The following is a 3833-nucleotide window of genomic DNA, read 5'->3' on the forward strand; positions in this document are numbered from 1 at the left end:
CATGGGCGGCGCCCGGGCGGTGGAGCACCTGCGCCTCGTCGCCGGTGAACTCCAGATGGCCGACGTACGCGCCCAGGTCGGCCTCTCGCTCTTCCCCGACCGGCTTTCGCGTGACGTCCCGGAGTGGCCCGGCGCCCTGCCAGGTAACCTCTTCACCGGCCCCTTCGACGAGCGGAAAACGGGGAGCGATGTCAGGCACCGCAGGGCAGTCGGGAACAGCGAAACCCCTTACCGCGGACGAGGAGGCCGTGGTGCGGGCACTGAGTCGCGTCATCTACGCTCTGCCTCGCGCCATGGATGCCGACATGATCCGGGAGCAGCGCCTGTCTCTGGTCGAGTATCTGGCTCTCGCGCACCTCTCCGAGGCTCCTGAGCGCAAGCTTCGCATGGGTGATCTCGCTGCCGCGGTCGAGATGTCCCTCAGCGGCATGACGCGGCTGGTCACCCGACTCGAAGGCCAGGGACTTGTCCAGCGCGTCAAGTCCGACCGTGACGCCCGTGGTGCCGACGCCATCCTCACCGATGAGGGCTTCGCCCGTCTGGAACAGGCTTGGCCGGCCAATCTGGCCGCCGTGCGCCGTCACTTCCTGGACCACCTGGAAGGCCTGGACCTCAAAAAGCTCGCCGTGGCGCTGCGGAACATCGCCACCTGACGAGCCGTGATCCGGACGCGCGGCTCGGCTCCACTGACGGAGGCATCGAGCCGCCCTACCGACTTCGACTCCCCGGCGACCACCGAGCGGGTAGTTCCGATCGGAGCGGAGACACCGTCGTGTGCATATCGGTCGGTACGAGAGGCGCGGGGAGTACCGGTCGCCGAGAACCGTGATCCTTCTCGGCCGTGCCGTCGACGGCGGCGTCCGTCCCAGTCGTCCCGACTGCGGTGAGCCGGCACCGGCGGTGAGCGCAGTGGCGCTCACCGCCGGTGCGCGTCGGCCGCCGGGGGGTGGAGAACAGGTGTCGCCGCTCAGGAGGGTTGACCGGCCGAGTCGGGTGGTGCGGGGACCATCACGCCATGCGTGGGAACCGGTCGGAAGCTGAGGCGTTTCCCTGCCTACACGTATCCGGACGACCTTTGGCGTCACGCCTTTGCGTTGCGTCACGAACATGTCTCGGTGCAGAGCTGCTGAGCCTGCGGTCTGCCCGTCCCGACGGAGTGGGCATCGCCTGGTACCACCGCCAGGCGTGGGGGCGAGGGCGAGGAGGGACGCACTTCATTTCGTAACCGTCTTGACTGGTTACGAAGGAAGTGGAACATTGTGAACCTGAAGGGCACCCGTCAGGGGCCCATGGTCACGAAGGGAGAGGGAGACATCATGACGAACGAGGGAGCGACGGACGCTGCGGCGGCAGCGCGACACGAGCGTTTCGGGCGGCTGCCGGAGCGCACGCGCATCGAGGAGATGATCGAGGGGAAGGCGCCCACGCCGAATGGCGCGGGGGTCAACGCCTACAACCCGGAGGGCTCATGGAACTACTTCTCGTGCCTTGCTCTGGACATGGGTCTCTGACCGAGGCGGGTGAGGCGGTCCCTGGTGGCCCGGCGCACTCGGGTATGACCTGCCCTCTCCGGGCAGGCCTTCGAGGGGACGCTGAGAGCCATCAGGTTCGATCGATCGTCGAGGCCACTCGCCGTGTCCTACCGCGGCCGGTGGCCTCAGGATCGCACGTCGGGCTGACCGAGCCGGGAACGACCACGGTTGGGACGCCTGAGACGGGTTGCACCGATCGACGCGCGCCCCCGGTCGTCGCGCACGTCGCCGCGAAGCGGGCCGGGGCGCATGGCCCTTGGCGCGTGCCCTGCACGCCAGGGGCAGGAAAGCGCGTTCCCGACGGCTGACGAGAGGGCGGCCGGCCTTGAGCCCGAGGACCTCGTCCCGCTGGCGTTCGTCCGACCACCGCAGGCATGAACCGCGGAGGAGACCCGTCGTGCAGGCGTGGTCATCCTCTTTCTGCGGAGTCCCCGGTACGCCGAGCGCTGGTCAGGGGGCTGCTATGCGCTCCAGCACCTCGGCGGCCGCGGCGACGTCGCAACCCTCCAGGCGCGAGAAGATGTGTCGGCGCACGCTGGCCAGGTTCGTGGGCCACGCCTGATTCAGCATTTTCCACCCCGGGTTGGTGAGGACGGCGAGCCACGCCCTTCCGTCCTCAGGACACTTCTGGCGCGTGACCAGTGATTGCGATTCCAGACGGTTCACCACTCGAGTCATGCCGCTCAGCGAGAGACCACACATGTTGGCCAATTCGCTCATCCGCATCTGGTTGTGCGGAACCTCGGAAAGATGCACCAGGACCGTGTACTCGACACTGGAAATCGGATGTTCGTCGAGCATGTCCGCGTCGACGGCTCGGGGCAAGAACGCAATGACTCTGCCGAGAGCCCGCAGGAAGGCTTCCTCAGCGGGGTTGAGCGGATCGATGGTCGTCGCGTCTGCCATGAACCCAGTGTAATTGTTGAGATCGGCCCCGCTTGACCGTACGCACCTCGGCCGTGCCGCTCATCCCCGTCAATATGTCGGGCGTGCAGCCGCGAGCCCGGTAACGGGTAACTGGCGAGACAGCCATTCGTCCTGTGATGGCGCTGCGAACGGACTGATCGGTGTGCGGAGCGCGAAAGCCTGCCGCGCTCCTTTCCGTTCGGCAGCGGCGTGCACTCGTGAGGGCGCGTGTCGCTTTCGGGAACGCGGCGGCAGCAGCCGGACCGTATCTACATGGGGGGTCTTCGCGCTCATGGGCGGAAGCCGCGCCTGGCGGATCCTGTCAAGGTCGCCTCACTCTTGATATTTACTTGTCGAGTCAAGCAGATTGCCGCCTGAGGGTGCCTCGCCACGTCAATCCGGCCTGGTTGGCTCTCCGCTCGCCCTCAATGGCGGTGCGTGGTACCGCCACAATAATCGTCACCGGCTTGACTGGTGATGCGCGTACTGTCATGATCGGTACTGCGCGCGCCGCCGTATGAGACCGATGACCCCTGAGGTGGCGGCGATCCACAAGGCGCACACACGCGATGAGCATGGGCATGTGCCGTAATGGGCGGCCCGGGCGCGGCGTTTGTCAGCGCCCGGGCGTCCCACCAGGTTCACTGACAGGTGTTCGGGCGGATCGACGTTTCAGTCGGCTCGCCATGTGTTCCGCCATGTAGGGCATCGGTGAACGGTCACGGGAGCCGGCGAGCGCCCGCCCTCGGCGACTGCCGGGGGCGGGCACGATGTGGGCCTGTTGATCCCGGGCGCCGCCAGCCCTTCGTCCTGTCATCTCCACGGTGGCACGAGCCATGCTCCACAACGACCAGAGGAGTTTCCTATGAGCACGACCGAAGGCGTCGGCCGGCACAACACCGGCCGACGCCGGTTCCTCGGCCTCGCAGCCGGTGCCGTCGCCGCCACCCAGATCGGCTTGCCGAGCCAGGCGCAGGCGGCGGCAGGAGGAACGGCCTCCGACGGCGCCGCGTTCGGTCCGGTGAAGCAGATTCCCGGAGTCCGTCCCTTCCGCATCAAGGTTCCGCAGCGGGACATCAACGAACTCCGACGCCGGGTGAAGGAGACGCGCTGGCCGGACCGGGAGACGGTCGGCGACCGGTCTCAGGGCGCCCAACTGGGCCGGCTCCGCCCGCTCGTCGAGTACTGGGGCAGCGGCTACGACTGGCGCAAGGTCGAGGCCAGGCTCAACGCGCTGCCCCAGTTCATCACCGAGATCGACGGACTGGACATCCAGTTCGCGCACATCCGCTCGCCCCACGCCGACGCCCTGCCGCTTCTCATGACGCACGGCTGGCCGGGTTCGATCATCGAACTGTTGAAGGTCATCGGCCCGCTCACCAACCCGACGGCTCA

Annotated in this window: 4 protein-coding genes and 1 pseudogene; 4 read left to right on the plus strand and 1 reads right to left on the minus strand. The window is 67.5% G+C overall.

What is annotated here, in order from left to right; genetic code table 11:
* The 3 genes and pseudogenes from ACZ5Y0_RS36805 to ACZ5Y0_RS36815 form a co-directional block, all read left to right on the plus strand.
* Window positions 1-100: pseudogene (locus tag ACZ5Y0_RS36805) on the plus strand (NADPH-dependent FMN reductase); the annotation flags it as partial.
* A gap of 193 nt (window positions 101-293) precedes the next feature.
* Window positions 294-653: a MarR family winged helix-turn-helix transcriptional regulator gene (locus ACZ5Y0_RS36810; RefSeq protein WP_469132987.1), complete on the plus strand. Its 360-nt coding sequence runs from the start codon at window positions 294-296 to the stop codon at window positions 651-653.
* A 663-nt stretch (window positions 654-1316) separates the two neighbouring features.
* Complete coding sequence (locus ACZ5Y0_RS36815; protein ID WP_469132984.1) at window positions 1317-1511, plus strand: hypothetical protein; 195 nt, start codon at window positions 1317-1319, stop codon at window positions 1509-1511.
* Between the two features lie 471 nt (window positions 1512-1982).
* On the opposite strand, the gene ACZ5Y0_RS36820 is transcribed toward ACZ5Y0_RS36815, so the two are convergent.
* Complete coding sequence (locus ACZ5Y0_RS36820) at window positions 1983-2438, minus strand: MarR family winged helix-turn-helix transcriptional regulator (protein ID WP_469132985.1); 456 nt, start codon at window positions 2436-2438, stop codon at window positions 1983-1985.
* A gap of 865 nt (window positions 2439-3303) precedes the next feature.
* Between ACZ5Y0_RS36820 and ACZ5Y0_RS36825 the strand changes: the two genes are divergently transcribed.
* On the plus strand, window positions 3304-3833 hold a 530-nt coding region (locus tag ACZ5Y0_RS36825), incomplete at its 3' end, for an epoxide hydrolase N-terminal domain-containing protein (RefSeq protein ID WP_469132986.1).

It is taken from the genome of Streptomyces sp. NPDC033216 (assembly GCF_055577115.1).

Bases quoted from the DNA above. Each gene is read 5' to 3' on its own strand.
- ACZ5Y0_RS36810 (WP_469132987.1), top strand. From the start codon at position 294: ATGGATGCCGACATGATCCGGGAGCAGCGCCTGTCTCTGGTCGAGTAT.
- ACZ5Y0_RS36820 (WP_469132985.1), bottom strand. From the start codon at position 2,438: ATGGCAGACGCGACGACCATCGATCCGCTCAACCCCGCTGAGGAAGCC.
- ACZ5Y0_RS36815 (WP_469132984.1), top strand. From the start codon at position 1,317: ATGACGAACGAGGGAGCGACGGACGCTGCGGCGGCAGCGCGACACGAG.